The sequence below is a fragment of the Verrucosispora sp. WMMC514 genome (assembly GCF_027497295.1).
GTDB classification, from domain to species: Bacteria; Actinomycetota; Actinomycetes; order Mycobacteriales; family Micromonosporaceae; genus Micromonospora; species Micromonospora palythoicola.
Genome location: NZ_CP114906.1, coordinates 5,490,562 through 5,512,694, shown reverse-complemented (window position 1 = coordinate 5,512,694; position 22,133 = coordinate 5,490,562). Strand labels below are relative to the sequence as shown.

Annotated in this window: 19 protein-coding genes and 2 pseudogenes; 7 read left to right on the top strand and 14 right to left on the bottom strand. The window is 72.6% G+C overall.

The features are described from left to right. Positions 1–63: 63 nt before the first annotated feature. Both O7597_RS25620 and O7597_RS25615 read left to right on the top strand, forming a co-directional pair. Positions 64–1,674, top strand: a pseudogene (locus O7597_RS25620) (CotH kinase family protein); the annotation flags it as partial. Positions 1,675–1,704: 30 nt separating this feature from the next. Then, positions 1,705–2,169: pseudogene (locus O7597_RS25615) on the top strand (cellulose binding domain-containing protein); the annotation flags it as partial. Between the two features lie 148 nt (positions 2,170–2,317). Here O7597_RS25615 and O7597_RS25610 read toward each other — a convergent pair. From O7597_RS25610 to O7597_RS25600, 3 genes are read right to left on the bottom strand one after another with little or no spacing between them, the layout of a single operon-like run. Then, positions 2,318–3,286: a transporter gene (locus O7597_RS25610; protein ID WP_281580971.1), complete on the bottom strand. Its 969-nt coding sequence runs from the start codon at positions 3,284–3,286 to the stop codon at positions 2,318–2,320. Next, positions 3,283–4,179: an ABC transporter ATP-binding protein gene (locus O7597_RS25605; RefSeq protein ID WP_281583324.1), complete on the bottom strand. Its 897-nt coding sequence runs from the start codon at positions 4,177–4,179 to the stop codon at positions 3,283–3,285. Before O7597_RS25605 ends, O7597_RS25610 begins: the two co-directional genes overlap by 4 nt. An 11-nt stretch (positions 4,180–4,190) precedes the next feature. After that, positions 4,191–4,595: a GntR family transcriptional regulator gene (locus O7597_RS25600; RefSeq protein ID WP_269741243.1), complete on the bottom strand. Its 405-nt coding sequence runs from the start codon at positions 4,593–4,595 to the stop codon at positions 4,191–4,193. Positions 4,596–4,656: 61 nt separating this feature from the next. On the opposite strand from O7597_RS25600, the gene nudC reads away from it, so the two are divergent. The 3 genes from nudC (at position 4,657) to O7597_RS25585 (ending at position 9,151) form a co-directional block, all read left to right on the top strand. Next, the gene (gene nudC, locus O7597_RS25595) at positions 4,657–5,637 is read left to right on the top strand and encodes an NAD(+) diphosphatase (RefSeq protein ID WP_281580970.1); all 981 of its coding nucleotides are present in this window, start codon (positions 4,657–4,659) and stop codon (positions 5,635–5,637) included. An 89-nt stretch (positions 5,638–5,726) separates the two neighbouring features. Next, on the top strand, positions 5,727–7,403 hold the full coding sequence (locus O7597_RS25590) for an ABC transporter ATP-binding protein (RefSeq protein WP_281580969.1): 1,677 nt from the start codon (positions 5,727–5,729) through the stop codon (positions 7,401–7,403). Beyond that, positions 7,400–9,151: an ABC transporter ATP-binding protein gene (locus tag O7597_RS25585; RefSeq protein WP_281580968.1), complete on the top strand. Its 1,752-nt coding sequence runs from the start codon at positions 7,400–7,402 to the stop codon at positions 9,149–9,151. Before O7597_RS25590 ends, O7597_RS25585 begins: the two co-directional genes overlap by 4 nt. Before the next feature lie 24 nt (positions 9,152–9,175). On the opposite strand, the gene O7597_RS25580 is transcribed toward O7597_RS25585, so the two are convergent. The 10 genes from O7597_RS25580 to O7597_RS25535 are packed head-to-tail and all read right to left on the bottom strand — an operon-like array spanning position 9,176 to position 19,342. After that, entirely contained in the window at positions 9,176–10,159 is a 984-nt protein-coding gene (locus tag O7597_RS25580; RefSeq protein ID WP_269741239.1) for an LLM class flavin-dependent oxidoreductase, read from the bottom strand. Beyond that, positions 10,156–10,482, bottom strand: coding sequence for a TIGR04076 family protein (locus O7597_RS25575; RefSeq protein ID WP_164447174.1), 327 nt, complete (start codon positions 10,480–10,482; stop codon positions 10,156–10,158). Before O7597_RS25575 ends, O7597_RS25580 begins: the two co-directional genes overlap by 4 nt. Continuing rightward, a complete protein-coding gene (locus O7597_RS25570; RefSeq protein WP_281580967.1) occupies positions 10,479–10,853 on the bottom strand; it encodes a nuclear transport factor 2 family protein in 375 nt (124 codons plus the stop codon). Before O7597_RS25570 ends, O7597_RS25575 begins: the two co-directional genes overlap by 4 nt. 5 nt (positions 10,854–10,858) lie before the next feature. Continuing rightward, a complete protein-coding gene (locus O7597_RS25565; protein WP_281580966.1) occupies positions 10,859–12,532 on the bottom strand; it encodes a DUF885 domain-containing protein in 1,674 nt (557 codons plus the stop codon). Then, positions 12,529–13,767 (bottom strand): amidohydrolase family protein, encoded by a 1,239-nt coding sequence (locus O7597_RS25560; protein ID WP_269741236.1) that lies wholly within the window; start codon positions 13,765–13,767, stop codon positions 12,529–12,531. The genes O7597_RS25565 and O7597_RS25560 overlap by 4 nt, the downstream gene beginning before the upstream one ends. Before the next feature lie 10 nt (positions 13,768–13,777). After that, a complete protein-coding gene (locus tag O7597_RS25555; RefSeq protein ID WP_281580965.1) occupies positions 13,778–14,746 on the bottom strand; it encodes an ABC transporter ATP-binding protein in 969 nt (322 codons plus the stop codon). Beyond that, positions 14,743–15,723, bottom strand: a complete 981-nt coding sequence (locus tag O7597_RS25550; RefSeq protein WP_269741234.1) for an ABC transporter ATP-binding protein — start codon at positions 15,721–15,723, stop codon at positions 14,743–14,745. The genes O7597_RS25555 and O7597_RS25550 overlap by 4 nt, the downstream gene beginning before the upstream one ends. Before the next feature lies 1 nt (position 15,724). Further along, the gene (locus O7597_RS25545) at positions 15,725–16,642 is read right to left on the bottom strand and encodes an ABC transporter permease (protein WP_269741233.1); all 918 of its coding nucleotides are present in this window, start codon (positions 16,640–16,642) and stop codon (positions 15,725–15,727) included. Further along, positions 16,639–17,724, bottom strand: a complete 1,086-nt coding sequence (locus O7597_RS25540; RefSeq protein ID WP_281580964.1) for an ABC transporter permease — start codon at positions 17,722–17,724, stop codon at positions 16,639–16,641. The genes O7597_RS25545 and O7597_RS25540 overlap by 4 nt, the downstream gene beginning before the upstream one ends. Positions 17,725–17,734: 10 nt before the next feature. Next, complete coding sequence (locus tag O7597_RS25535) at positions 17,735–19,342, bottom strand: ABC transporter substrate-binding protein (RefSeq protein ID WP_281580963.1); 1,608 nt, start codon at positions 19,340–19,342, stop codon at positions 17,735–17,737. Between the two features lie 310 nt (positions 19,343–19,652). On the opposite strand from O7597_RS25535, the gene O7597_RS25530 reads away from it, so the two are divergent. Together O7597_RS25530 and O7597_RS25525 are read left to right on the top strand one after the other, a co-directional pair. Then, on the top strand, positions 19,653–20,189 hold the full coding sequence (locus O7597_RS25530; protein WP_269741230.1) for a cupin domain-containing protein: 537 nt from the start codon (positions 19,653–19,655) through the stop codon (positions 20,187–20,189). A 66-nt stretch (positions 20,190–20,255) separates the two neighbouring features. Then, a complete protein-coding gene (locus O7597_RS25525) occupies positions 20,256–21,212 on the top strand; it encodes an acyltransferase domain-containing protein (RefSeq protein WP_281580962.1) in 957 nt (318 codons plus the stop codon). Here the strand turns inward: O7597_RS25525 and O7597_RS25520 are convergent. Further along, positions 21,139–22,035, bottom strand: coding sequence for a DUF4184 family protein (locus O7597_RS25520; protein ID WP_281580961.1), 897 nt, complete (start codon positions 22,033–22,035; stop codon positions 21,139–21,141). The genes O7597_RS25525 and O7597_RS25520 overlap by 74 nt on opposite strands. Positions 22,036–22,133 lie beyond the last annotated feature (98 nt).

The window sequence follows — 22,133 nt, the reverse complement described above, 5'->3', positions numbered from 1 at the left end:
GACCCCAGCGTCGGCACCTCGACGGCACCCCGCTTGCGCATCGCGGGGATCGCGGCCGTCGCCATGCTGGTCACCGCGTTTCTCGTCCCGTCGCCGGCACCGGCCGGTGCCGAACCCCTCGCCGACACGTCGAGTTCCACCACACCGGTCGACCGGACCGCCGCGGACGCCGCCGCCGCTGCGGACGCCGCCGAGGACCTGGTCGGCGACATCGGCTTCTCGGTACCCAGTGGCACCTTCTCCGGTGAGGTCTCGGTGTCGCTGAGCACCACCGTCAGCGGTGCCCAGATCCGTTACACCACCGACGGAGCGCTACCGAACGCACAGTCGCCGCTCTACTCCGGATCGGCGTTGCGGTTCACGCGTACGACGCAACTGCGGGCCCAGGCGTTCGTCGGGCAGACCGCCTCGGGTGCACCCGGCACCGCCATGTACGTCGCACGCAACACCAGCACCGCACACGACCTGCCGGTCGTCCTGATCGACTCGTACGGTGCCGGCCGGCCGGACCGGGAGTACTTCGACGCCACCACGATGATCTTCGAGCCGGGTGGCGGCAGCACCTCCCTGGCCGCCGCACCCACGGTGGCCACCCGGGCCGGGTTCCGGCTGCGCGGGCAGTCGTCGGCGATGTTCGCCAAGACGCCGTTCCGGCTCGAATTCTGGGACAACGCCGACGACGACGCCGACTACCCGGTCCTCGGTATGCCGGCCGACTCCGACTGGGTACTGCGCGGGCCGTTCAGCGACAAGTCCCTGATCCGGGAGGCGTTCGTCTACGACCTCGGCCGGCAGATGGGCCTGCCGGCGCCCCGGTACGCCTTCGCGGAGTTCTACCTGAACACCGACGCCGGCCCGGTCGGTTCCGACGACTACATGGGTGTCTACATGATCGTCGAGACGATCAAGAACTCCAAGGACCGTCTCGACCTCAAGCAGCTCCGCGAGGACGACCGGACCCTGCCGCGGATCACCGGCGGCTACATCTGGAAGTTCGAGTGGATGGCCGCCGAGGAGCCGACGCTGCCCTGCACCGGGCCGGCGGCTAGCTGCTGGAACTACCTCGAGGTCGCCGACCCGTCGCCGCTGCAACCCGAGCAACGCGACTGGCTGCGCAACCACATCCAGGAGTTCCACAACGTGCTGCGGGCACCCAACTTCGCCGATCCGACAACCGGCTACCGGGCGTACATCGACGTGGGCTCCTTCATCGACCAGCTCATCATCAACGAGCTGAGCCGGGAGATGGACTCGTACATCCGCAGCGCCTACTTCTACAAGGACCGCGACACCAAGATCTTCGCCGGGCCGCTCTGGGACTACGACCTCAGTTTCGGGGTGGGCGGCTTCTTCCAGAACGACCAGACCGCCGGCTGGCAGTACCAGCAGGTCCGCCAACCGGTGGCCAACGACTGGTACCCGCAGTTGATGCGCGATCCGGCGTTCGTCAACGAGGTGCGGCTGCGCTGGCAGACGCTGCGCCGGGGCCCGCTGTCCGACGCGTCGCTGCAGTCGCGGATCGACGCCCTCACCGGGCCGCTGGCCAACGGGGCACAGCGCAACTTCCAGCGCTGGCCCAACCTCAGCACCCGAATGGTCGGCCCGTTCATCACGCCGACCGCGCCGACCTGGCAGGGGCAGGTCCAGTTCATGCGGGACTGGATGCTGCGCCGCGCCGCCTGGCTGGACTCGACCGCCGGCTGGGGCGGGTCCACCACTCCCCCGCCGACCACTCCCCCGCCCACCACGCCTCCGCCGACCACTCCCCCGCCCACCACGCCTCCGCCGACCACTCCCCCGCCCACCACGCCTCCGCCCACCACGCCGCCGCCGAGCAGCCCACCGCCCACCACGCCGCCGCCCGGCGGTAGCGGCTGCACGGCGACCTACACGGTGACCAACCAGTGGTCCGGCGGCTTCCAGGGCGAGGTCCGGGTCACCGCGGGTGGCTCGGCGATCCGTGGCTGGACCGTGACCTGGACGTACCCGGCCGGGCAGACGGTCACCCAGGCATGGAACGCGACCGTCACCAGCCAGGGATCGACGGTGACCGCCCGCAACGTCAGCTACAACGGCAGTCTCGCCGCCGGTGCCAGCACCTCGTTCGGTTTCCTCGGCGCCACCACCGGCACGCCGAGCACACCGACACCGACCTGCACGGCCAGCTGATCGACGTAGCCGTCCGGCACCGGTCCGTCCAGCGGACCGGTGCCGGACGTCGGGGTGGACGGTGGTTACGTCGCCGCGATCCTGCCCTGACCGCACGGCGGTCCGTGGGTCCGGTTGGTGCCCCTCGTCGGGGGCACCAACCGGATGCTCAGGCGATCCGACGGACCCGCCACACGGCGAGACAGAGCAGGATCGCGGCAAGCGCGACGAAGACCCCGGTCTCGATACCCTGGAACAACCAGTACCGGTCGGCCGGTTGGTAGAGCACCCAGTTGTACGCGCCCGCGCCGAACTCACCACCGCACGGCCCGCCTGTCGGCGCGGTGGCGCCCGGTGGACACATGATCTGGGCGCCCGGCGCCACCATCGCTCCGCTGCCATCCCGGATGCCGTTCGAGATCGTCCAGGCGCCCCGCAGGGCGGTCTCGTCCAGGCCGGCGGCGGAGACGAGCGGCGTGGCGTGTTCACGGCCGGGAAGGTAGTGCGGCCGGGCCAGGACCGTCAGCGCCACGCGTACGGCGGCGAACCCGGCCAGGGTCACCGCCATGGCCGGCAGCATGCGGGGCCACACGGTCCCGGCGAAGACCCCGAGCGCGACCGCGAAGAGGGTGTAGCCGATCGGTGCCACGCCCTGCATGTCGAAGAAGAGCACGTCGAAGCGGCTCCGGCCACCGCCCGCCACCAGCGGCGACAGCCACCACGCAATGCCCAGCCCGTACCCGACGGCCGCGCCCAGCGTGAGCGCGCCGACCAGCCCGAACTTGGTCGCCGCCCACCGCGTTCGGCTGACCCCCTGCGTCCAGACGAACCGGTGGGTGCCCTGCTCGACCTCCCGGGAGACCAGCGGCGCGCCCCAGAAGAGCCCGACCAGCAGCGGCAGTACGAGGAAGAGGATGCCGACCAGGAGCGTCGTGTCGTGCTGGCTGTTGAACTGGTTGAAGGCCCGGACGCACTCAGCCGTCTCGGCGTCCTTGCGCAGACACTGCGGCAGGCCGAGTTCGGCGAACCTGCCCCGGATCGCCAGCCCTGTCGGGACCAGCACGGCAGCCAGGACGGCGAGCCCGATCAGCGTGACCAACGCCTGCCTGCGGTGCTGGCGCCAGGCGACCCACATCATGCCGGAACTCCCCACGCCTCGTGGCTGGCCGACGCCGTCTCGCCATCGGTGAGATAGGCCAGGATCAGGTCCTCCAGGGCGACGTCGCGGACCGTCCACTCCGGATCGATGGGGTCTCCGTCGCCTCTGACCAGCAGGGTCGACTGCCGGTCGGTGTGACTGGCCCGTACCACCGCCGCGACCCCGGCGATCGGACGCTCACCGGCCGCGCGCGGCCCGGTCAGCTGCCGGTGGTCGTCGAGCAGTTCCTCCACCGGGCCGGCGAGCTTCACCTCTGCGGAGTGCAGCACGATGAGGTAGTCGCAGACCCGTTCGAGGTCGCCGAGGATGTGCGAGGAGAGCAGTACCGTGGTGCCGGACTCGGCGACACTGCCCATCAGTGACTGCATGAACTCGCGGCGGGCGAGCGGATCCAGGCTGGCTACCGGCTCGTCGAGCAGCAACAGCCGGGGCCGCTTGGCCAGCGCGAGGGCGAGCGCCACCTGGGCCCGTTGCCCACCGGAGAGCTTGCCGACCGGCCGACCGGGCGGGATGCCCAGTTGCGCGAGCCGGGTCCGCACCAGGGTCGCGTCCCACCGCCGGTTGAGCCTGCCGCCCATGATGACCAGCTCTTCCGGCGTGAGGTCCCGATAGATCGGGGTGTCCTGCGCGACGAATCCGATTTCCGCCAGCAGCTCCGTGTTGCCGTACGGCACCTGACCGAAGACCCGTACCTCGCCGGCGTCCGGCCGGGACAGGCCAACCGCGAGGTGCAGCAACGTGCTCTTGCCGGCCCCGTTGGGCCCGACGAGCGCGGCGACCCGCCCGGCCGGCAGCCGCAGCGAGCAGTCGCGCAGCGCCCAGGTGCCGCCATATTTCCGGCCGAGCCCGTCGGCCTTGAGCACCAACTCCATACTGCTTCCTCTCACGCGGGTTCCTCCGTCACCGAGGCGGGAAAGGTGGCCCGCATCGTCGTCGCCACCAGGGCGGTGACCTCCTCGGCCGTGAGCCCCACCGCCTGCGCCCGACGCACCCAGTCGACCAGCTCAGCGCGCAGCTCGGCCTGATTGACCAGCGCCTCACGATGCAGTGACGCGGTGATGAACGTGCCGACACCTGGCCGCCCCTCCACCAGTCCTTCGAGCTCCAACTCGCGGTACGCCTTGAGCACCGTGTTGGGGTTGATCGCCAATGACTGCGCCACCTCGCGGACCTTCGGCAGCTGGTCGCCGGGCGCCAGCAACCCCACCCGTAACGCCTGTTTGACCTGCTGCACCAGCTGTACGTAGGTGTTCACCTTGGTCCGGCCGTCCAGTACGAATTCGATCACCGACGCTCCTTTACCTCTTGTACTACGTCCATAGTACAGGAGGTAAAGGAGCGTCGAGCCGGTGACCGTGCCACCAAAGGCGTCCGGCACGATCGGCAGCATGGTGTTTCACGGGCTCGCGTACACCGCGACAACGCACGACCGGGCGGCGAGCCGGCGCGCCGACCCGGCTTGGGTCGCCGACCTGCTCGGCCGCGACGACAGCCAGGTGCTACCGATGTGGCGCGATCGGCCACTGCTCACGGCCGACGGCAGGCCGGTGCGGCTCACCGGTCCGCCCGCCCGCACGCTGGTGGCGGCGGCCGGTCAGACCGCCCTGCTCGGCCTCGACGGCGCCACGGCGAGCTTCGCCGCCGATCTCAGCGAGGTCGAGGAGACCGAGGCACTGCGCCTGGCTGCCGCGCACGGCAGCGCTGACCTGCGCCCGCTGGCCACCACCCTGCCCGAGCCGCTCGCCGCGACCCTGGCGTACGCGCGCGGCCTGCTCCACTGGAACCGGCACGCCAGATACTGCGGCACCTGCGGCGCGACCACGGTCAGCGCCGACGCCGGTCACCTGCGGGTATGCCAGGGCGCCGACTGCGGCCGGCAGCTGTTCCCCCGGATCGAGCCCGCCGTCATCGTGCTGGTGGAAGACCCCGGCCCGCAGCCACGCTGCCTGCTCGCCCGCCATCACGGTGCCGGCCCGGACGGCTTCTCGCTGCTCGCCGGCTTCGTCGAGATCGGCGAGAGCCTGGAGGGCGCCGTCCGCCGCGAGGTCGGCGAGGAGGCCGGGGTGACGGTCAGTGTGGTCACCTACCAGGGTTCCCAGGGCTGGCCCTTCCCCTCGGGTCTGATGGTCGGCTTCGTCGCCCGGGCCGTCGACGACACGATCGCCGTGGACGGACGGGAGCTGACGGAGGCCCGGTGGTTCACCCGCGCCGAGATCGTCGAGCGGGTCCGTAACGGTCCCGGCTCGGGGCCGGCCGACTCCATCGGCGGTCGGCTGCTGCGCTCCTGGGCCGGGCTCGACCGGCCGCCGCTTCCGCACTCCGAGGTCTGAGACCTGGGCAGCACTGTGCACCCCGCGAATGGCGATCAGCGAGGACAGCAGGTTAGCCTGCCCTAACTCATCGAACGTGAGGCGGGGGCATGACACGGACCACGGGGCGACTGATCCGCCGGATGTTCTGGCGGCAGCGTCGCGACACCGCCCTGTGCGCCGCCTTCTGGTCACTGCACCAGCTGTGTGAGGCGCTGGTCCCGGTGGCCATCGGCCTGGTCATCGACCAGGCCGTCGGAACCGGATCGACCTCGGCGATGCTCTGGTCCGTGCTGGGCATCTTCGCGCTGTTCACCGCCCTCACCATGGGCTGGCGGTCAGGCTTCTGGTTCCTGTCCCGGGCGGTCACCGAGGAGTCCCACGAGCTGCGGATGCGGGTGGTCCGGCGGGTGGTCGGTGGTCACGGGATCAAGACCAGCCGCCAGAGCGGGGAGCTGCTCTCGATCGCCACCTCCGACACCCAGTCCGCCGCCGAGCTGCTCGAACTGGGCACCCGGGGGGTGAGCGCGCTGGTCGGGCTGACGGTGTCGACGGTCGTGCTGCTGCGGATCGACTGGTCGCTCGGGCTCGGCCTGGTTTTCGGCGTGCCGATCCTGGTGCTCGGGCTCAATGCGCTGGGCCCGGTCGTGGGACGCCGCACATCCGCGCAGCAGCAGGCGGTCGGTCGGGCCGCCGCCGTCGCGTCGGACCTGCTGCGCGGGCTGCGACCGCTGCGCGGGTTCGGTGGCGTCGACGAGGCCGTGCACCGCTACCGCACGGCCAGCCGGACGTCGCTGCGCGCCGGCATCGGCACGGTCAAGGCCGGTGCCACCTTCGTCGGTGCGTCCACGTTCACCACCGGCCTGCTGATCACCGCCGTCGCCGCTCTGGCGGGCTGGTACGCCCTGGCCGGGCGGATCACGGTCGGCCAGCTCATCACGATCGTCGGGCTGGCCACCTTCCTCACCGACCCGGTGCTCAACCTCGCCGACTGCGTCTTCCGGCTGGCCACGGCACGGGCCAGCGCGGCCCGCGTGGCCGAGGTGCTCGCCGCACCGGAGCGGGTGCCGTCCGGGACGCTCCCGGCCCGGCCGGGGGCGTTGCGCCTCGACCGGGTGCACGCGCCGGGCCTGGACGGCGTCGACCTCGCCGTGGCCCCCGGAGAGCTGCTCGGCATCGTCACCGCGGAGACCGGCACCGCCGACGACCTCACCGATCTGCTCGCGGGGGCACGGTCGCCGGAGCGGGGCGAGGTGCGGCTGGCCGGCACGCCGATGCGGGAGCTGGACCTCGCCTCGGTGCGCCGGACCGTGCTCGTCGAACCCCACGGGGTCGACCTGTTCGGCGCCACCCTGCGGGAGGTGCTGCAGACCGGCGACGACCGGGACGACGCCGCCCTGCGCGCCGCGCTGGCCGCGGCCTCCGTCGGTGACCTGCTCACCGACGACGCCGGATTCGACCGGGAACTCGTCGACCACGGCCTGAACCTCTCCGGCGGCCAGCGGCAGCGGCTCGCCCTCACCCGAGCGCTGCTGGCCGATCGACCGGTCACCGTCTTCCGGGACCCGACCACGGCGATCGACGCGGTCACCGAGCACGCCATCGCCGACGGCATCCGGGCGTACCGCAGCGTCGACGACCGGGCGACCGTGCTGGTGACCACCAGCGCGCCGCTGCTCGAACGGTGCGACCGGGTGGTGTTCCTCCGCGCCGGCCGGGTGGTGGCGGTCGGGCGGCAGCGCGACCTGCTCGCCGACTCGGCGTACGCGGAGGTGGTGCTGCGATGACCTCCGCTGCCACGATCCTGCCGGTGGCGACCGGCCGGGTGACGTTCGCCGCCTTCTGGCGTGCCCTGCGGCGCTACCCGACGCTCGCCTGGACGTCGGTGGCGGCGGCGACGGCGGCGAGTGTCGCGGCCGTCGTCGTGCCGATCCTGCTCGGCCGGCTGGTCGACCTGGTGGTGGCCGGCGGCACCGTCGGCTCGTTGCTGCTCACCTCGGGGTTCATCCTCGGCGCGGGCCTGGCCGCCGCGGTCCTCACCGGCACCGCCAACTGGCTGGTCACCGAGTGGGGCATGCGGGCCTGCGCCGATCTCCGCGAGGAGGTGCTGGACCGGGCGCTGCGGATGGACGCGACCCGGTTGGAGAGCGCCGGCTCCGGTGACGTGGCGTCCCGGGTCACCGAGGACGTGGAACGGGTGACCGACTCGGTGCGGCTGGCGGCCGGCATCTTCACCGCACTGGTCACCGTCGTCATCACCTTCGCCGGGTTCGCGACGCTCGACTGGCGCATCGCCGCCGCGTTCCTGGTCGTCTTCCCGGTGTACGTGCTGAGTCTGCGCCGTTTCGTGCCGCAGGCGAAACGGCTGTACGCCGCCGAGCGGGAAGCCGCGGCGGTGCGGACCCAGAGCCTGCTGACCACCTTCACCGGTGCCCGGACCGTGCACGCGTACGGCATGCAGGACCGCCAGAGCCGACGGGTCGAGCAGACCTCCCGGCAGGCGGTGGTGGCCCGCCTGCGCGCGGTGCGCGGTTTCCTCTGGTTCGCGAACACGATGAACTACGCGGAGGCGCTCGGACTGACCGCCGTGCTGCTCACCGGCTTCCTGCTGGTACGGGCGGGCGACAGCACGGTCGGCGACGTCACCGCCGCCGCGCTGCTGTTCCACCGACTCTTCGGCCCGCTGGGCCTGTTGCTGATGTCGTTCAACGACGTCCAGTCGGCCGGCGCGGCGCTCGCCCGGCTCGTCGGTATCGCCGGGCTCGACGTACCCCGGTCGCGGCCGGCCGGACCGGTTTCCGGACGGCTGCCGACGAGCGTGACCGCCAAGTCGGTGTGGCACCGCTACCCGGGCGGTCCCACCGTCGTGCGGGACGTCTCGATCGAGATCGCCGAGGGCGAGTCGTTGGCGATCGTCGGCGAGAGCGGTGCCGGCAAGACGACCCTCGCGGCCATCCTCGGTGGCGTCTTCCCCGCCGCCGAGGGTGAGGTGTGGCTGGGCGACCGTCCGATCGGTGAACTGTCCGCGGTCGAGCTGCGCCGCACCGTCGGCGTGGTCACCCAGGAGGTCCACGTCTTCGCCGGCACCCTCGCCGAGGACCTGCGGCTGGCCGCTCCGGACGCCGCCGACGAGGAGCTGCACACCGCGTTGCGGCTGGTCGGAGCCGACGGCTGGGTCACCGCCCTGCCCGACGGGTTGGCCACCCGGGTCGGCGACGGCGAACACCCGCTCACCGCCGGTCAGGCGCAACAGCTGGCACTGGCCCGGATCGCGCTGACCGATCCGCCGATCGTCGTCCTCGACGAGGCCAGCGCCGAGGCCGGCAGTGCGGGAGCCCGGCAGCTCGAACAGGCCAGCGCCGCTCTGACCCGGGGCCGCACGGCGGTGGTCGTCGCCCATCGGCTCAGCCAGGCGCACGCCTGCGACCGGATCGCCGTGATGGCGCACGGCCGGATCGTCGAGATCGGCACGCCGGAGGAGCTGATCGCGGCCGGCGGCCGGTACGCGGACCTCTGGTCGGCCTGGCGGCACTGAACCTCCGGCCCGCGGGGTCGACCGTCAGGTGCGCAGCAGTGGCAGCACCCGCCGGCCCAGCAGGTCGATCCCGCGCTGCGGGGTCAGGCCGTGCGGGGTGCCGAACTCCACCCGGCTCGCCCCGGCGTCGAAGACCGCCGCGGCCTGCGCGGCGACCTGCTCCGGGGTACCGGAGAACGCGAACAGGTCGAGCAGGTCGTCGCCGATCAGCGCGCCGGCCAGGTCGTCCTCGCGGCGGGTGACGTGCCGCTGGATGCGGGCCAGCAGCTCCGGGTCGACCTCGACGGTGGGATCGAGGGCGGCGACCACCGCGAGGTACATGGCGACCTCGGTCCGGGCCATCCGCCGGGCCAGCGCCCCGTCGGTGTCGACCACGGTGACCGCGCCGAGCACCACCCCGGTGTCCCGGCCCGAGGCCGCCTCGTCCAGCCACGCCCGCATCGTCTTGGCCATCGCCGGGTTCGCCGACCCGCCGACCTTCACCTCGTCGGCGAACGCGGCGGCGGACCGGGCGGTCTGCTGGCCCCAGGTGCCCACCAGCACCGGCACGTCCGGCCGGGCCGGGGTGTACCGCAGCGCGGTACCGGGGGCCACGGTGAACTCCCGGCCGACGAATCCACCGTCGTCGCCGGCGAGCAACCGCCGGACGATCTGCACCGTCTCCGCGATGCGGCGCAGCGGCCGGGTCTGCGCCACTCCGACCTGCTGCAACCAGGTGCCCCGGGCCAGGCCGAGGTACGCGCGGCCGTGCGAGGCCAGGTCGAGGGCGGCCACCTGGCCGGCCACCTCCACCGGGTGCAGGGTGAACGGGTTGAGGCAGGCCGCGCCGAGCCGGATCCGTCGGGTGTGCCGGGCGGCCACCAGCAGGGGGAACAGCGGCGGTTGGTACATCAGGTCACCGAAGACGGACAGCACGTCGAAGCCGTGCCGTTCGGCCAGCTCGGCCAGCACGGCGTACTCGTCGGCGGACTTGTCCGACTGCAGGCCGATGCCCACCAGGCGGGTCACGTCAGCTCCTCGGTGGGGATCTGCCGCCGGCCGGTGCGTTCGATACGCATGATGAGCCGCTCCTCCGGGTCGGGGCAGGCGACGTGGCTGTCCCGGGCCATCCAGTCCCCGTCGTCCAGGGCCCGCTGCTTGGCCGGCAGCAGCGGCAGGCAGGCGGCCAGCGCGTACAGGCAGAAGTGCTGGCCCTCGGGGATGCGCAACCGGCACGACTCGGTCAGCTCCACGTGGTCGCCCGGCTTCATGCCGCACACCGAGCGTCCCTCGATGCGTTCCACCACGACCCGCAGGTCGTAGACGTCGGTGGTGGGCTGCTCGTCGCTCATCGCACGGCCTCCGCGTGGTGGTGCACGATCCGCCAGCCCGCGTCGTCGCGCCGCAGCACGTCGGTGACCCGGAAGCAGGTGTCCGGTCGGTCGTCGGCGTGCCGGGCGCGCAGCACGTACCGGACCAGCCCGGTGCCGTCCCACGACTCGGCGCGCAGCTGTTCCGGGGCGACGGTCACCGGTGCCGGGCCGGTGGCCTCGGCGGCCCGCCGGTCGCGCAGCGCGTCCAGGTCGGCCAGGCCGGTGAGCAGCCGGTCGGCGTCGGACTCCCAGATGGTCAGGTCGGGGTGCAGGTGGGTGTCGAAGGCGGACCGATCCCCCAGTGATCGGTACATGTCGGTGATCGTGGCGGTGAGTTCGTCGATGCTCATCGGGGTCACTTCCGGTCGAGGGAGTCGGCAGCGGGTCGGAACGTCTCGGCGAGGCGGTCACGCAACGGGTCCAGGCCCATCGGCCCGAGCGCCAGCGCGGTGTGGTGGAACCGTTTGCGGTCGAAGGCGGCACCGGCGCGGCGCTCCGCGTCCCGGCGGGCCTGCTGCCACAGCCGCGCGCCGACCTTGAAGGCGAGCGCCTGCGCCGGCCAGCCGAGGTAGCGGTCGACCTCGAACCGGGCGGTCGCGGCGTCCAGCCCGGCGACCCGGGTGAGCAGGTCCACGGCCACCGGGTGGCTCCAGCGGGACGCGTCGGTGAACCCGTTGCCCGCCGGGATCGGCAGGTCGAGATGCAGGCCGAGGTCGACGACCACGCGGGCGGCCCGCCACATCTGCCCGTCCAGCATGCCGAGCCGTTCCGCCGGGCCGGCGTAGAGGCCGAGTTCGTCGGCGAGCCGCTCGGCGTAGTGCGCCCAACCCTCGGCGTACCCGTGCACCTGGCAGAGCGTGCGCTGCCACGGGTGCAGGTCGGCGGTGGTGAGCGTGATGGCGTGCTGGAGGTGGTGGCCGGGCAGCCCCTCGTGGCAGAGCGTGCCGACGTGCCGCCACACCGGCACCGTCGACTCCCCCGGCGGCACCGACCACCAGATGCCAGCGGGTCGGGTCAGCCGCGCGTCGGGTGGGGTGTAGTACATGACCCCGGAGGTGGCCGGACTGATCCGGCACACCACCCGGCGGGTGGCGGCGGGGATGTCGAAATGCGTCCCGTCGAGCAGGTCCGTCGTCAGCGCGGTCCGCCTGGTCAGCCACTCCTCCAGGGCGGGACCGACCGGCACCCGCCCGTCCGGGTCGGCGTCCAGCGCCGTCCGGGCGGCGGCCACGTCCGGATGGCCGCAGTCGGCCGCCGCCGCCCGCAGTTCGGCGGCGGTGCGGGACAGTTCCGCCCAGCCGTACGCGTACAACTCGTCCAGGTCGACGGTGGCGCCGAGGAAGGCGCGCGCGGTGACCTGGTAGAGGTCGCGGCCCACGCCGTCGACGTCGGTGGCGGCGGGAGCCAGGTCGGTACGCAGGAACGTGGCGAACCCCGCCGTGGCGGCGGTGGCCCGCCAGGCCCCCTCGGCCAGCCGCTCGGCCAGCGGCCCGCCCCGGTGACCGGCGACGAGACCGCCGAAGAAGTCGGCGTCGACCCAGGCGGCGCACTGATCGGCGACGGTCAGCACCTGCCGGCGGGCGACCACCTGGCCACGCCCGGCGGAGCGCCGCAGCGTGGCGGCGTACTGGTCGAGGGTGGTGGGCAGCCGGTGGAGGTGCTCGGCGACCACGGCCCAGTCGTCGGCGGTGGTCCGGGGCAGGTTGTCGAACACCTGCCGGGCCAGGTGCACCGGGGTGGCCAGCGGGGCGAGCAGCCGGGTGGTGAAGCCGGCGTCGTGCAGCGCCACCTCGCTGGCCAGCCGGTCGGCCAGGGCAGCGGCGAGGGCACGCTCGGCCGGGGCGGTCACCGTGGCGGTGGCCACGGCGGTCGCGGTCGCGCGGGCCAGCTCCGCGCGGGCGTCGAAGCCGTCCGGCGACAGGTCGGCCAGCCGCCACTGCGGCGTACGTCCGGTTGCCTCGGCGGCCTCCGGGTCGAGCGTGGCGAGGGCGCGCAGGTACCCGTCGGCGACCGTGGTGACGTCGGTCATCGGGGCACCCGGACGCGGTGGTGGTCGTCGCGGTAGACGACGCCGCCCTTGATGACCGCGTGCAGGGTGCGCAACGCGGAGACGGAACGGGTCGGGTCGTCGCGCAGCACCAGCAGGTCGGCGTGCTTGCCGGCCTCGACGCTGCCGAGCGTGTCGGCCTGGTCGAGCCATTCGGCGGGACGGATGGTGGCGGCCTTCAACGCGTCGGCGACCGACATCCCGGCGTCCACCATGAACTCCAGCTCACGCACGGTCGCGCTGGTCTCGTCGTAACCGGCGTGCGGCGGCATGTCACTGCCCAGGGCGATCGGCACCCCGTTGCGGATGGCGTGCTGGAGGCTCTCCCAGTGCCGGGGGCCGGCGGCGAGTGCCCGGTCCATCAACCAGCCGGGCACTCCGGAGTCGCGGAAGAACTGTTCGCAGCGGCTCACCACGATGGTGGGCACGTACCAGACGCCCCGGTCGGCCATCAGGCGGGTGACCTCGTCGGTCAGCTCGTAGCCGTGTTCCACGCAGTCCAGGCCGAGTTCGACGGCCCGGCGTACGGTGTCGGCCGGCCCGGCGTGCGCGGTGACCTTGCGCCCCCAGTCGTGGGCGACCCGGATGACGGCGGCCATCTCGTCGTCGAGCAGTTGCGGGGTGTCGATGGCCTCGAACTGACCGGCGATCCCGCCGGAGACGCACACCTTGATCAGGTCGGCGCCGGCCCGGATCTGCGCCCGGGTGAGCCGGCGGAAGCCGTCGGCACCGTCGGCCTCCAGGGCGTCGGCCTCCCAGCCGTGGCCGCCGGTGCAGCACAGCGCGTGCCCGGCGGTGAAGATCCGGGGGCCGTCCACCGCGCCGGCCTCGATGCCCCGGCGCAGCGCGAAGTCGGCGTAGCGTCCCTCGCCGACCAGTCGGGCGGTGGTGACCCCGGCGTGCAGGGTACGCCGGGCCGAGTCGGCCATCAGCAGCACCAGTTCGGCCAGGTTGGACCGGTGCACCGTGTCGGCGAGGTGGCCGGGCAGCCCGAGGGAGAGGTGCACGTGCATGTTGGTCAGGCCGGGCATCACCACGTCCCCGCCGAGGTCGACCACGCGGGCGTCGCCGGCCTCGGCGAGCACGTCGTCGACGGCTCCCACGGCCTTGATCATCCCGTCGGCGCCGACCCAGACTCCCCGGTCGGGTTGGAGGTGGTCGGCGACGCCGTCGTAGAGGGCGAGGTTGACCAGGACCTGTTCGGTGGCGGTGTGCATGACGACGTCCTCAGTTCGCGGGCACGGTGGCCGGGGCCATCGTGGGGTCGTTGAGCCAGCAGGCGGCGCTGCGGCCGCCGAGGTCGAGGGTTGGTGGCTGGTCGCCGCAGGGGGCGAAGGCGTGCGGGCAGCGCGGCCGGAACCGGCAGCCGGTGGGGGCGTTGGCGGGGTCGGGCACCTCACCGGCCAGGGTGGCGGGCAGCCGTGGGGTGGGGCCGATGCGGGGCACCGCGTCGATCAGCGCCCGGGTGTAGGGGTGTCGCGGACTGCGCCACAGCTCGCGGGTGGGCGCGCTCTCCACGATGCGGCCCAGGTACATCACGGCGGTCACGTCGGCGATCTCGTGCACCAGGGCGAGGTCGTGGGAGATGAACAGCATGCCCATGTCGAGGTCGCGGACCAACCCGACGAGCAGGTTGACCACCTGGGCCTGGGAGGAGGCGTCCAGCGCGGTGACCGGTTCGTCGGCGATGATCATGCGGGGTTGCGGGGCGAGCGCCCGGGCGATGGCGAGGCGTTGCCGCTGACCGCCGGAGAACTGGTGCGGGTACCGTTCGGCGGCCGTGCTCGGCATGCCGACCCGGTCCAGCAACTCACGCACCCGGTTTCCGCGGGCCGCCGCGCCGGTCACCGTCGCCGGGACGCCGTCGAGCAGTTGCGCGCCGATGGTGCGCCGGGGATTCAGCGACGCGTACGGGTTCTGGAAGACCATCTGCAGGCCGATCTCGGTGTCCGGTCGGCGCCGCCAGCCCAGCGGGGTGACCGGCTGCCCGGCGAAGCGGACCGCCCCGGCGCTCGGCGGGGTCAACCCCACGGCCACCCGGGCCAGTGACGACTTGCCGCAGCCGGACTCGCCGACCAGGCCGACGATCTGCCCGGCCGCCACGTCCAGGCTGACCCCGGCGACCGCGAGCACCCGGCCGCGTCCCCGTGAGCGGTACTCGACCTCGACGTCGCTGATGTCCAGCAGGACGGTCATCGGGCTGTCACCTCCAGGTGCGGGCGGACCACGCAGGCCACCGACCGGTCGGCCGCCACCGGAGCCAGGGGCGGCGGCGCGGTGCCGCAGGTCGGCTCGGCGTGCCGGCAGCGGGGTTGGAACGGGCAGCCCGGCGGCGCCTCGCCCGGGGCCGGTGGGGCGCCGGGGATGGGCCGCAGCGTGCCGACGGCCTGGGTGCCGTGCGGCCGGGCGCCCAGCAGCGCCGCCGTGTACGGGTGGGTGGGTGCGGTGAGCAGCGCCCCGGTGGGGCCGGTCTCCACCACGCGACCGGCGTAGAAGACGTAGCCACGGGTGGTCAACGCGCTGAGCACCCCCAGGTCGTGGGTGATGAAGGCGACGGCCAGCCCGGTCTCGGCGCGCAGCCGGTCGAGCAGGGCGAGGATGCCGGCCTGCACGGTGACGTCGAGGGCGGTGGTCGGTTCGTCGGCGATCAGCAGTCGGGGCCGCGCGGCCAGGGCGATGGCGATGGCCGCCCGTTGCCGCATGCCGCCGGAGAACTGGTGCGGATAGGCGCGCAGGGCGCGCTCCGGGTCGGGGATCCTGACCTGGTCGAGCAGTTCCACCGCCCGGCGGGTCGCGGACCGCCGGTCCATTCGCAGGTGTACCCGCATGTGTTCGGTGAGCTGACGGCCGACGGTGAGCATCGGGTGCAGGGCGGCGGACGGGTCCTGGAAGACCATGGCGATGCCCGCGCCCCGGATCCGCTGCCAGCCCCGGTTGTCCAGGCCGAGCAGGTCGGTGCCGGCGAACCGCGCCGTGCCGGTGACGGTGGCGCCGGCCGGAAGCAGGCCGAGCAGGGTCTGCGCGGTGAGGCTCTTGCCGCAGCCGCTCTCCCCGGCGATGCCGACGAGTTCACCCTCGTCGACGCTGAGCGACACGTCGTGCAGGATCGGCAGCGGCCCGCGCGGGCCGGGCAGGGTCACCGCGAGGGAGTCGACGTCGAGCAGCGGCGCCATCTCAGCGTCCCTTCGCGTAGCGGGGGTCGAGTCGGTCGCGCAGCGCGTCGCCGAGCACGTTGAAGGCCATCACGACGGTGAGGATGGCCAGGCCCGGGAAGACGCTGACCCACCACATCGACAGGTCCTGGGAGCCGAGCGCGACCATCGAGCCCCACTCGGCGGCCGGTGGGCGCGGCCCGAGCCCCAGGAAGGAGAGCGCGGCGAGCAGCAGCACCGCGTTGCCGAGTTCCAGGGTGGCCAGCACGATCGCCGGACCGATGCTGTTGGGCAGCACGTCGCGGCGCAGTGCCCGGACCGGTCCGACGCCGAGCAGACGGGCGGCGTTGAGGTAGTCGTCGCCCCGCATGCTGAGCACGGCGCTGCGGATGACCCGGGCGTAGACCGGCCAGGAGACGATGACCAGCGCCAGCACCGCGTTGCGGGTGTTCGGGCCGAAGGCGGCGGTGACCGCCATGGCGAGGATGATCTGCGGGAAGGCGAAGACCAGGTCGGTCAGTCGCATCAACGCCTCGTCGGCGAGCCGGCCCAGATATCCGGCGACCAGCCCGAGCAGACCGCCCACGAGCAGGGCCAACGAGACGATGGCCAGCGCCAGCGGGATAGACAGCCGCGCGCCGTACACGACCCGGCTGAAGATGTCCCGGCCGAGGGAGTCGGTGCCGAACCAGTGCACCGCCGAGGGTGCCACGTAGGTGTCCGCGCTCTGGGCGAGCGGGTCGTACGGGGCGACGAGCGGGGCGAGGATCGCCACCAGCAGCCAGCCACCGAGGATGGTGAGCGCGACCACGGCGATCGGCTGTCGCCAGACCGGCCGGCCGGTCGAGCCGCCGCGCAGTCGACCGAGCCAGCGACGGCGGGTCAGCGCCCGGTCCACCTTCGGGTCGGGGGCCACCGGATCGGGTGCGATCATCGTCATGACAGGCGGATCCTCGGGTCGATGAGCCCGTACAACAGGTCGACGGTCAGGTTGACGAGCGTGTAGACGAGCGCCACGAACAGGCTGACCCCGAGAATCGCGGGCAGGTCGAGGGCGGTGGCGCTGCGGTAGGCGTACTGACCGACGCCGGGCCAGCCGAAGATGCTCTCCACCAGCACCGTCCCGGACAGCAGTGAGGCGAAGGCCAGGCCGGAGACGGTGACCACCGGGACCAGGCCGGCGCGCAGCAGGTGCCGGCGCAGCACCACCCGGGCCGGCAGGCCCTTGGCGTACGCGGCCCGGATGTAGTCCTGCTGGAGCACCTCGAGCATGGCGGAGCGGACGAAGCGGACCAGCAGCGCCACGGTCAGCGAGGTCAGCACCAGCACCGGCAGGGTCAGGTGCTGTGCCGCGTCCCAGGCCACGTCCCACTGACCGGCCAGCGCCGCGTCCACCGTGTACATGCCGGTGACCGTCGGCGGCGGGCTGAACCCGGTGGAGAGGCGGCCTCCGCTGGGGGCCAGACCGAGTTGGTAGAAGAACACGTAGAGCACCACGAGCGAGAGCCAGAACGGTGGCGTGGAGAGCCCGAGCAGGGCGCCGACCCGGACGAGTTGGTCGGTGACCCGGCCGTTGCGCACTGCGGCGAGCATGCCGACCCCGGTGCCGATCAGCAGCGCCAGCACCATTGTGGGGATGGCCAGTTCCATCGTGGCCGGCACGTACCGGACCAGGTCGTCCAGGACCGCCCGGCCGGTCTGCTGGGAGATGCCCAGGTCGCCGCGGACCAGGTTGCCCAGGTAGTGCAGGTACTGCTGCCAGAGCGGCTGGTCCAGCCCCCACTTCTCGCGGAAGGCGGCCACCGTGGCCGGGTCGTTGAGGGCCTGGTCGGACAGGTTGGCGGTGACCGGGTCGCCGGGTACCACGTTGACCAGTCCGAACGTCACCACGGTGACGCCCAGCAGCAGTCCGGCGGTGATCGCCAGCCGCTTGGCCAGAAAGGCGAACAGTGGATGGGCGCGGCGGGGCCGGGGCGCGGTCGTGGTGACCGCGCCCGGCTCGCCGTTGTGGACCGTCGTCATGGTGCTCCGACTACCGACGACCGACCGCGGCCACGTCGACCTGCCAGCCGGCGGCGGAGTAGTCCGCGCCGGTCAGGTCGGCGGTCGCCACCACCGTGGAGGAGTTGCTGGCCAGCACGATGTACGGGGAGGACTGGTTCATCAGCCGCTGCCACTCCTGCATGGCGGTGGCCCGGGCGGCGAGATCGAGGGTCTCGTTGACCTTCTCACCGGCGGCCACGATCGCCGGGTCGGCCCGCTCGACGGTCCAGCCCGAGCGCAGCGCGGTGGCCTGACCGGGTGCCATGTTGTTGATCAGTGAGTCGGCGACCGGGTAGTTCAGGCTCTGCGGGGTGAAGCCCAGCGGCGACTTACCGCTGCGCATCTCGTCGAGGAAGGTGGTCAGCGGCTGCGGGTTCAACTCGAGCGTGATGCCGGCCTCGGCGGCGTCGCCCTGCACCTTGGTCGCCACGGTGCCCAGGTCCACGCCCTTGTAGGTGATGGCCGGGTAGTTGAACTTCACTGTCGGGTCGGTCAGCCCGGCCTCCGCGAGCAGCGCCTTGGCCTTCGCCACGTCCCGGGTCGACGCCTCGCTCGCCGGCAGGGTGCCGGGGAAGGCCGGTGCGACCAGACCGGCGCCGGGCGCGGCACCCTCGCCGTACAGGGCGGCGATGCCCTGGTAGTCGATGGCGGCGCGCAGCGCCTGGTTGAACTTCGGGTTGGCGGTCACCGCCGACACCGCCGGGTCGGCGTTGAGGAAGAGGAAGTAGACGGTGTCCTGCACGCCGGAGGTCTGCAGGCTCTCCGGCAGTCCGTCGAGCAGCTTGCCGGAGATGTCCAGCGAGATCTCGGCGCTCTCGGCGCGCTGCATGGTCAGCTTCTGGGTCTGCACGTCCATGTTGCGCAGCACCACCCGCTCGAACTGCGGCTTGTCGCCCCAGTAGTTCGGGTTGGCCTCCAGCACCACCTGCGACTCCGGCTCGTACGACTTGAGCACGTACGGGCCGCTGCCGATCGAGTTGGTGTCGAGGTACTGCTGGGCGGTGTCGCCCTGCGCGGCGTCCGCGCCGTCCTTGGCGCCGTTGTCCCGGGCGACCTCGGCGTTGAGCACACCGGTGGAGGGCATCGCCAGCACCACCGGCACGTTCGGGTTGGGCGTGGCCGAGGTGACCACGACGGTGCTGTCGTCGGTCTTGCTGACGCTCAACTCGCTCACGGTGACCGCCGGGCTGCCCTTGATGTTCTTCAACCGGTTGAGGGAGAACACCACGTCGTCGGCGGTGAGCGGGCTGCCGTCGGCGAAGGTCACCCCGGAGCGGAGCTTGAAGGTGAAGGTCTTCGCGTCCGGGGACGCCTCGTACGACTCGGCCAGCGCCGGGACGGGGGTGCCGACGTCGGAGCCTTCGAAGGTGAGCAGGGTGTCGTAGAGGGCGTGCACGGCGGTCAGGCCGGTGGCTTCGTAGACGCGGCCGGGGTCGAGGGTCTTGAGCACGAACGACGTGTTGACGGTGAGGGTCTTGGCCTCGCCGCCGTTCGCGTTGCCACCGCTGCCGCCGGCCGTGCAGGCGGTGGTGGAGATGATGGCCAGCGTCGCCAGAGCGAGCGCTCCGGCGCGGAGCCGGCGGGGGGACACCGACATGCTGTTCCTACCTTCGTATGGCGCGGCCCGCTGCGCGGGATCCGCGGGGCATCGACGTCCGGCGGCACCACCACCGGCCGGGCCCAGACGGCCGATGCCGGTGTTCCGGGTTCTCTCGGGGTGCGTCGGGTTCTCGGGGTGCGTCGTCGCAGGGTTGGATGTAGCCGGACTCGCATTCGTCCGGTTCATGTCTGGACGCGGCGTGTCCACCAGTACCAAACACTGCCGCCCTCGTGTTTGACCACCCTAAACACGGCCGTGTAGCTTGGTCAAACATTTTTAGCCACACTGTTATCGGATCGAGGTTCACATGCTCGGTGACCGGCTCCGCGTCCTGCGCCAGCAGCACTCCCTCACGCTGCGGCAGCTCGCCACAGCCGCCGACGTGTCACCCGCCCTGCTGAGTCAGATCGAGAACGGGGCGACCGACCCGAGCCTGGCCACCCTGCGCAAGCTCGCGCAGGTCTTCGACACCTCGATCGCCGAGCTGTTCTCCGAACCGGAGGCACCGGCGGTGCACATCAGCCGGGCCGGCAGCCGCAGCCTGCTCACCGCTCCCCCGGGCCAGATCACCTACGAGCGCCTGACCCCGGGGCGCGGCGATCTGGAGGTGCTCCAGGCCCACCTCGCCCCGGGCGACGCCAGCTCGGCCGAGCCGTGGGCACACCCATCCACCGAGTGCGCCATCGTCATCAGCGGCGAGGTGGTCGCCGACATCGGCGGCGAGGCGTACACCCTCACCACCGGCGAGGCCGTCACCTTCGACTCACGCCTGGCCCACCTCTACCGCAACGCCAGCGACCAGCCGGCCCACCTGATCATCGCGGTCACCCCGCCCAACCCCTGACCAGGCCCCGGGGCAGCGCGGGCGGGGCCTGTCGCGGCGGCCGCGCCGGTCGCTAGTGTCGTCCGCGTGAATCTGGACGACATCGCCACCCGGCTCGGCGTACCCGTCGGGGACATCGACCGCGTGCACCGGCTCGCCGGCGACCACCCGTCGGCGCCGGTGCCCGCCCGAGCCGACGCGCCCGCGCTGCTCGACCGGCTCGCGGTGCGACCGGACGACGCCGCCGAGATCCTGGCGGGCTGGCCCGACCCCGACTCCACCCAGTGGACCCCCGAGCTGCGCTGGCTGCTCGACCGCTCGATCGCCCTGGTCCGCGCGGATCTCGGGGGCCACGAGTGGCTGCCGCCCGGTCCGGCGCTGCCACGCGAGCGGGGGCCCGCCTGGCGGCACCTCTACGTCTACGCGTACCTGGCCCTGGTCGAGGTGGTCCGGGAGTACCACCGTGACCACGGTGTCCCCGACACCGTCTCCTGGGTGACCCTCGCGGACCTGGGCCGCAACCTCGCGATCGACCGACGGATGCGGGGCGAGGGTTGGTCGGTCATGCAGAGTTGGCTGACGCTGCACGTGCGCGGCAGCGTCTACGAACTCGGCCGGCTCCAGCACCATCGCGGCGGCACCGCCATCGAACTGCACATCCCCGACTCGGGGCCGCTGACCCCGGCGGCGGTCGAGGCGTCACTCGACGAGGCCCGCGCGTTCTTCCCACGCCACTTTCCCGACGAGCACTACCCGGCCTTCGCCTGCGGCTCCTGGCTGCTCGACCCGCAACTGCGGGACTACCTGCCGGCGGACTCCAACATCGTCCGCTTCCAGCGACGATTCGAGCTGGAGCCCTACCAGGAGCCGGACGGGCTCGACGCCGACGTCGAAGTGGTGCGGTTCGTGTTCCGTACCCTGACCACTCCGCTGGACCAACTGCCGCGCGACACCGTGCTGCAACGCGCCGTCATCGACCACCTGAAGGCCGGCCGCCACTGGCGGTGGTGCCGCGGCCGCTTCCCGATCGAGCCGAATCGCTGACGCGGCGGCAGTTCGACTCAGCACCTGCTTGCGGTGCGTGCGACGATCCGGCGTCGGCTCCCGGCCGCCCGTGACCCGCACCGGATCGCCGGGACCGGATCCGGACTGCGATGGCGCCGGCCACCAGAGCCAGACCAGCGACGTGCAGCGACCGGACAATCGTCGCGGCGAGGGCGCTGGCGCCGGGCAGCAGCGGTACGAGCGCCAGGCCGGCGGCGGCCACCAGCGCGGCGACGCTCCAGAACAGCGCCGGACGGCGAGGCGACGGTGCGACCCGACAGACGCCGACCTTCGCCGCTTCCCGCCGGCCGAGGCGCGCGGCGAGCACGACGGCGAGCAACGCACCGACGAGGGTGCTCGTCAGATCCGAGACGGTCCACCAGGCGACGTCCGTGACGCTCGACCACTGGAGACCGAACACCCCCCGAAGCCAGCCGTCGGTGTGGGTGAGCCAGTCCCAGCCGAGGTGGCTCGCGGCACCGAGGAGCGCCGAGCTGATCGTGATCCACCAGCGGTACGGCCACCGGGTCAGGGAGCCGTGCCCACCCCAGCCGAACCAGGAATCGCCGGGCAGGTGAGCCAGGATGGCGTCGGCGCAGGACCGGAAGACCGCGGCGTACGCCAGCGCCACCGGCAGACACCACCAGAGCAGCGCCGGCCAGGAATGGGTGTCGGCGAAACTCCGGCCGGTCGGGCCGGTGGTCAAATAGACGACGTCCGGCGACATCGCGCCGGTGCTCAGCGTCACGCCGTCGAACCACCGGGGCCGCCACAGCTTCAGCGCCAGCACCGGCGCGAGATGCGAAGGGAAGGTCAGCGGCACGTGCGGAGCATAGAGCTCGTCGTCCTCGTCGTCGGCCCGGAACCGGATCGGCGGCCGGGTCCGGGCGCGGACAGGGATGGGATCCGCGCCCGGACAGG

Coding starts and splice junctions, on each gene's coding strand:
- O7597_RS25610 (WP_281580971.1), bottom strand. CDS start 3,286: ATGATGTGGGTCGCCTGGCGCCAGCACCGCAGGCAGGCGTTGGTCACG.
- O7597_RS25605 (WP_281583324.1), bottom strand. CDS start 4,179: ATGGAGTTGGTGCTCAAGGCCGACGGGCTCGGCCGGAAATATGGCGGC.
- O7597_RS25590 (WP_281580969.1), top strand. CDS start 5,727: ATGACACGGACCACGGGGCGACTGATCCGCCGGATGTTCTGGCGGCAG.
- O7597_RS25585 (WP_281580968.1), top strand. CDS start 7,400: ATGACCTCCGCTGCCACGATCCTGCCGGTGGCGACCGGCCGGGTGACG.
- O7597_RS25575 (WP_164447174.1), bottom strand. CDS start 10,482: ATGAGCGACGAGCAGCCCACCACCGACGTCTACGACCTGCGGGTCGTG.
- O7597_RS25570 (WP_281580967.1), bottom strand. CDS start 10,853: ATGAGCATCGACGAACTCACCGCCACGATCACCGACATGTACCGATCA.
- O7597_RS25565 (WP_281580966.1), bottom strand. CDS start 12,532: ATGACCGACGTCACCACGGTCGCCGACGGGTACCTGCGCGCCCTCGCC.
- O7597_RS25560 (WP_269741236.1), bottom strand. CDS start 13,767: ATGCACACCGCCACCGAACAGGTCCTGGTCAACCTCGCCCTCTACGAC.
- O7597_RS25555 (WP_281580965.1), bottom strand. CDS start 14,746: ATGACCGTCCTGCTGGACATCAGCGACGTCGAGGTCGAGTACCGCTCA.
- O7597_RS25550 (WP_269741234.1), bottom strand. CDS start 15,723: ATGGCGCCGCTGCTCGACGTCGACTCCCTCGCGGTGACCCTGCCCGGC.
- O7597_RS25545 (WP_269741233.1), bottom strand. CDS start 16,642: ATGACGATGATCGCACCCGATCCGGTGGCCCCCGACCCGAAGGTGGAC.
- O7597_RS25540 (WP_281580964.1), bottom strand. CDS start 17,724: ATGACGACGGTCCACAACGGCGAGCCGGGCGCGGTCACCACGACCGCG.
- O7597_RS25535 (WP_281580963.1), bottom strand. CDS start 19,342: ATGTCGGTGTCCCCCCGCCGGCTCCGCGCCGGAGCGCTCGCTCTGGCG.
- O7597_RS25530 (WP_269741230.1), top strand. CDS start 19,653: ATGCTCGGTGACCGGCTCCGCGTCCTGCGCCAGCAGCACTCCCTCACG.